This is a genomic window from Streptomyces prasinopilosus, from assembly GCF_001419695.1.
Classification (GTDB): domain Bacteria; phylum Actinomycetota; class Actinomycetes; order Streptomycetales; family Streptomycetaceae; genus Streptomyces; species Streptomyces prasinopilosus.
Genome location: NZ_LIRG01000081.1, coordinates 1 through 5,679, shown reverse-complemented (window position 1 = coordinate 5,679; position 5,679 = coordinate 1). Strand labels below are relative to the sequence as shown.

At 73.5% G+C, this 5,679-nt stretch carries 5 protein-coding genes and 1 pseudogene; 1 reads left to right on the top strand and 5 read right to left on the bottom strand.

Annotation, left to right across the window (positions count from 1 at the left end):
• A partial coding sequence (locus AOK18_RS04975; RefSeq protein WP_055693506.1) for an AI-2E family transporter occupies window positions 1-1,313 on the top strand: 1,313 nt, incomplete at its 5' end.
• Window positions 1,314-1,398: 85 nt separating this feature from the next.
• Here the strand turns inward: AOK18_RS04975 and AOK18_RS04970 are convergent.
• From AOK18_RS04970 to AOK18_RS33955, 5 genes and pseudogenes are all read right to left on the bottom strand, one after another.
• Window positions 1,399-1,947: an alkyl hydroperoxide reductase gene (locus AOK18_RS04970; protein ID WP_055693505.1), complete on the bottom strand. Its 549-nt coding sequence runs from the start codon at window positions 1,945-1,947 to the stop codon at window positions 1,399-1,401.
• 56 nt (window positions 1,948-2,003) lie between these two features.
• A complete protein-coding gene (locus AOK18_RS04965; RefSeq protein ID WP_055693508.1) occupies window positions 2,004-4,322 on the bottom strand; it encodes an ABC transporter permease in 2,319 nt (772 codons plus the stop codon).
• Between the two features lie 92 nt (window positions 4,323-4,414).
• Entirely contained in the window at window positions 4,415-5,104 is a 690-nt protein-coding gene (locus AOK18_RS04960) for an ABC transporter ATP-binding protein (RefSeq protein ID WP_055574703.1), read from the bottom strand.
• A pseudogene (locus AOK18_RS33960) lies at window positions 5,101-5,301 on the bottom strand (PadR family transcriptional regulator); the annotation flags it as partial. The gene AOK18_RS04960 and the pseudogene AOK18_RS33960, both read right to left, overlap by 4 nt.
• Window positions 5,302-5,303: 2 nt before the next feature.
• On the bottom strand, window positions 5,304-5,433 hold a 130-nt coding region (locus AOK18_RS33955; protein WP_240503060.1), incomplete at its 3' end, for a PadR family transcriptional regulator.
• Window positions 5,434-5,679: the final 246 nt, after the last annotated feature.

Here is a 5,679-nt window from a genome sequence, read left to right as displayed (position 1 = left end):
CCTCCGCCGAACCCGCCGACCGGACGCCCGCGCCGACCGGCGGCCCCGCGACCGGACCTGCCCCCGCGGCGGCCTTCGGCACCGTGCCCGCCGCGGTCACCGTCGTCCCCTCCCGCCCCGACCCCGCGCAGGCCGTGCCCTGGGGCGTACGGGTCGCCGCCGAGGCCGGCTGGCGCCTGCTGGTGCTCGCGGGCACGGTCTGGGTGCTCATGCGGGTCATCGGCGCCGTGCAACTGGTGGTGCTGGCCTTCGCCTCCGCGCTGCTGATCACGGCGCTGCTCCAGCCGACGGTGGCCCGGCTGCGGAAGACCGGACTGCCCCGCGGGCCGGCCACCGCCCTGACCGCGCTGTTCGGGTTCGTCGTCCTCGGCCTCATGGGCTGGTTCGTGACCTGGCAGGTCATGGAGAACATCGACACCCTCTCCGACCAGATCCAGGACGGCATCGACGAGCTGCGCATCTGGCTGCTCAACAGCCCCTTCCACGTCACCGACCACCAGATCAACGACATCGCCAAGAACCTGCGCGAGGCGGTCGGCGCCAACACCGAGCAGATCACCTCGGCGGGCCTGGAGGGCGTGACGGTCGTCGTCGAGGCGCTCACCGGCATCCTGCTCGCCGTCTTCTCGACGCTGTTCCTGCTCTACGACGGCAAGCGCATCTGGGAGTGGACGCTGAAGCTGGTGCCCGCCGCCGCCCGCCCGGGCGTCGCCGGCGCCGGACCGGCCGCGTGGCGGACGCTGACGGCGTACGTGCGCGGCACGCTGATAGTGGCACTGATCGACGCGGTCTTCATCGGCCTCGGCATCTACTTCCTGGACGTGCCGATGGCGGTGCCGCTCGCCGTCTTCATCTTCCTGTTCGCCTTCATCCCGCTCGTCGGCGCGGTGGTGTCCGGGGCGCTCGCGGTGGTCGTCGGGCTGGTCACCCAGGGCGTGTTCACGGCGGTCATGACGCTGGTGGTGGTCCTGGCGGTGCAGCAGATCGAGGGCCACATCCTCCAGCCGTTCATCCTCGGCCGCGCGGTCCGCGTCCACCCGCTCGCGGTGGTGCTGGCGGTAGCCACCGGCGGCATGGTCGCGGGGATCGGCGGCGCGGTGGTCGCCGTACCGCTGGTCGCGGTGACCAACACCGTCGTGGTGTACCTCCGCGCGTACAGCCAGGAGCCGGCCGCGCGCTTCTCCGCGAAGCCGCGGGGCGCCACGGCGGTGACGGCGGCCACGGCCCCCCCGGAGCCGCAGGCCCCCCCGGAGCCGCAGGCCCCGCCCGTCCCGTCGGTGTCTCCCGCGCCGGCGGTTCCGCCCGTGGAGTGAGGGCCGGGAGGCGAGGGGCGCGGGGCGGACACCGGCGGGGCGGGCCGCGGAGCCGTCCGCGGCCCGTCCGTGAACCGCTCGCGGGTCACTCCGCGGGAACGGCCTCCGTGAGCACCGCCTCCGCCTCCAGGGTGGTGGCGACGGCCTCGATCACCGCGGCGATCCGGTACGCCTCCTGGACGACCTCGCGCTCGACGCCCGCCCCGCGCAGGGCCGCCTCGTGCGCGTCGAGGCACAGCCCGCAGCCGTTGACCGCGGAGACCGCGAACGCCCAGAACTCGAAGTCGACCCGGTCGACGCCCGGGTCGCCGAGGACGTTCATCCGCAGGCCCGCGCGCAGGGTGCCGTACTCCTCGTCCGACAGCAGGTGGCGGGTCCGGAAGAAGACGTTGTTCAGCGCCATCACCGAGGCGGTGGTCTTCGCCGCCCGGTACGCCCCGGGCGACAGGAGGGCCTTCGCCTCCGGTGCCAGCTCGCGCAGCACGACGGCCGAGCGCGAGGCGATCGCCGTCGACAGCACCGTGCCCCACAGCCGCTGGACCGGCAGGTCCGAACCGCCGACGGCCGCGTCCAGATTGAGCGCCAGGTCCCGGGCGTAGTCGGGAAGGCGGGACTTCAGGGACTCCAGCGACATGGCGGACACGCTCCTCGTGGTGACGCGGCCCATGGTGCCACGGCACGGCGCTCCGGTCACTCCGTGCGGAGGCCGTCCGGGCGCATCATGCGCAGCAGGGGCGGCAGGCTCAGCAGCGTCACCACCACGACGACGCCCGCACCGAAACCGGTCATCTGCAGCAGGCCCGTCCAGTCCATCCGCACCGGGGTCGACGTCATCCGCAGCAGGACCACGCCCAGCGCGACCCCCACCGCCGCGGCCAGCAGCAGCCCCAGGCCGATCGGGACGGCCGTCTGCCACAGCACCGACAGGCTCAGGGTGCGCCGCCGGGTACCGAAGGCGACCAGGGCCGACAGCAGCTTGCGGCGTTCGCGCAACTGCTCCAGCTGGGAGACCAGCAGGCTCGCCCCGATCAGCACCAGGACACAGGCCGCGCCGACGAACAGGCCGGTACGGATCGACTCGTAGGTGTCCGAACGATCGGTGAGGGTCCACTGGAACGTGTGCGTCAGCGGATGGATCGCGGCGGCCGCGTTCCGCACGTGCTCCATGGCGTCCGGCACCGAGTCGTCGATCTCGAGGTAGAACTCAGCGGAGAGCGTGCCGGTCATCCCCGCCGGCACCGCGCCCGGGGTCAGCAGGAAGCCGCCGCGCTCCTCGCCCACCGGGTTCGGAATCGACCGGGCCTCCTTGAAGCCCGCGGGGACCGTCCAGGTGACGCCGTCGAGGTAGCGGGAGGGGTCCGAGGGGTCGATCGTCTCGAGGTGGAGGACCCGGCCCGGCCTGCTCAGCGCCGGGGTGCTCGTGTCGTACTGGGCGCCGGACACCGCGAACACGTCGCCGTCCCGGCACGAGGGGAGCTTCGCCACCGTGCGCAGGGTCGCGCAGTCGGCGACGGTCAGCGAGGCGGTGTTCTCCGGCTCCTGCTGCCAGGGCTTGTCGGCGAGGTAGCCGTAGGAGAGCGCGTAGACCTTGCTCACCCCCTCGGTGTCCGCCAGCTTCCCGGCGGCGGGGGCGAGCGCGTGGCCGTTCGGCAGTCCCACCTGCGCCTGGGCCAGCGACACGTCGAGCCCGGTGTCCTTGGTGTAGTCGCCCTCGATGCCGGCGAACAGCATCTGGAGCGCGATCGCGCCGGCCACCGCCACCGCGATCCCGTTGACCATCCGGGCCGCCGCACCACTGCTGAGCTGCAGCCGCCGCACCGCCAGCTGCCACGACAGACTGCCCTTGCCGAGCCGGGAGACGACCGTCTCCACGAGCCACGGCAGCAGCGCGGTGACGCCGATGAGCAGCAGCAGGACACCGCCGATGACCAGGTACGCGTTGAACTCCCCGTTCTCGCGGCCCTGCCCGATCATCGGGTAGAGCATCACGAGGCCGGCCAGCGGCAGCAGCAGCCGCCACCACAGCCGCCGCCGGGGCGGACGCACCGTACGGACCACGCCCAGCGGCTCGATGACGACCCCGCGCAGCGCGAGCAGCGTCACCAGCACCGCGGCCGCCGGGACCGCGACCGCGACCAGGAGGGCCAGCAGCGGTGAGGGGTTCAGGTAGCTGGGGAACACGCTGACGCCGAACACCTCGACGGAGGCGGCGACCTGGCGGCCGATCAGGAAGAAGCCGGTGCCGAGGAGCAGCCCGAGCAGCGAGCCGGCCAGCGCCTCGCCCCCCGCGATGCGCCGGGTGGACGCCGCGTCGGAGCCGACCAGCCGCAGTGCCGCCAGCCGGCGGTCGCGCCGCTCGCCGCCGAAGCGTACGGCGGTGGCGATGAACACGGCGACCGGTGTCAGCAGCACCGCGAAGACGACCAGGATCAACAGCGTGATCACCGGGTCGTTCTCCTCCTCGGTGATCTGGTCGGCAGGTGTGCCGAAGCGGTCGAGGCGCACCACCGCCGGGCCGTCAAGCCTCTTGGCGAGCCCCTCGGCGCCCGCGTAGTAGGCGAGTTCCTGCGAGCCGATGAGGCCCTGCTCGCCGATCGTCCCCGTGACGTCGTACGGCAGCCGCTCGCGCAGCAGTCCCGTGCCGTCCGACGCGAGCAGCTCCTTCAGGGCGGGGGAGACGACCATCTCGCCGGTCTTCGGGAACCCGTCCAGCCCCGGCGGCAGGGGGGCGTCCGGGCCCTCCGGCTCCACCAGGCGGCCGCGGACGCCCTTGTCCCGGAAGTCGGTGTCGACACGCGCGACGAGCAGGGTGTCGTCGGCCTTCGACACGGTCTCCGAGCTGAAGGGCCAGTCGAGCCGCGCCTCCTCCCGCCGGTCCCGCTCCGCCAGCACGCCGGGCAGGGCGGCGCAGAGCAGCAGCAGTGCCACACCGAGGCCGACGCCGACACCGGTGAGCAGGGCCCTGATCCAGCCCTCGCGCCCGCCGGCCAGGGCGAACCGGACGCCCATGCCCAGGTCCCGGACCACCGCCCGGACCTTCGGCTCCGCGGGGACGGCGGGGACCACCGGGGCGGCGGTGCGGTCCCGCTCCTTGGTCCCGCTCATACGGCGTGCTCCATGTCCCGGGACTTCCCGTCGCGCACGACGATCTCGCGGTCCGAGTACGCGGCCACCCGCGCCTCGTGCGTGACGAGGACGACGGCGGCGTTGGTGGACCGGGCGGCCTCGGTGAGCAGTTCCATCACGCGCTCGCCGTTGAGCGAGTCCAGCGCGCCGGTCGGCTCGTCGGCGAACAGCACCCGCGGACCGGTCACCAGCGACCGGGCCACGGCGACCCGCTGCCCCTGGCCGCCGGAGACCTCGCCGGGCCGCTTCGCCCGGACGTCGTCGACCTCCAGGCGCTCCATCCAGGCCAGGGCGGCGCGCTCGGCCTCCTTGCGGGGCGTGCCGTTCAGCCGCAGGGGCAGGGCGACGTTCTCCACGCAGGTCAGCTCCGGCACGAGCTGCCCGAACTGGAAGACGAAGCCGAACTCCGAGCGCCTGAGCCTGCTGCGCTCGGAGTCGTTCATCGCGGTCAGCTCGCGCCCGTCGTACGTGATCGAGCCGGAGTCGGGCGTGACGATCCCGGCGAGGCAGTGCAGCAGGGTCGACTTGCCCGACCCCGAGGGGCCCATCACGGCGACGACCTCGCCGGGATGGATGGAGAACGCGGCGCCGTCCAGCGCCGGGGTCGGCCCGTACGCCTTGCGCAGGTCCTGGGCGGCGAGCAGGGAACCGGGGGGGATCGTCATCGGGAGACCGCCTCACGGAGCTTGTCGAGGCGCGCGGCGGTGAGTTCCAGCCAGCGCAGGTCGGCCTCGAGGTGGAACAGGGCGTGGTCGCAGATGAGCTGGTCGGCCAGGTCGCCCCGGCGCTTGCGCTCGGTGAGGGCGCGCATGCCGCGCAGGTGCTCGGAGCGCTGCGTGTCGAGGATGTCGGCGGCGTCGCGNNTCGTCGAGTAGACCTGGCCGTAGTGCAGCGGCCGGTCGTGACCGAACTTCGCGTCGAAGGCCCGCTTCAGGTCGTAACCGTGGCGCGGGCCGGACTCCAGGAGCCCCAGAAGGGTGTGACCGATGGACATGGCGAGCACTCTACACAGCGTGTATACGCGCCGTGTATACACACCGTGGGCAGGGTACGGGGCGAGGCGCGGAAGCCCAGGTGGGAGCCGACTGTCACGGTTCTGTCACCGGGGCGGGAGGGGCTGCGGCGGCCGGAGCGGTCGGAACGGCAGGGCCGGGGGAAGGCCGGAGCGGCAGGGGCGGAGAGCGGGGCCGGCCGACCCGGCCGGAGGTCTCCGGGGGCCGCCGGCCCCGGTGGACCGCAG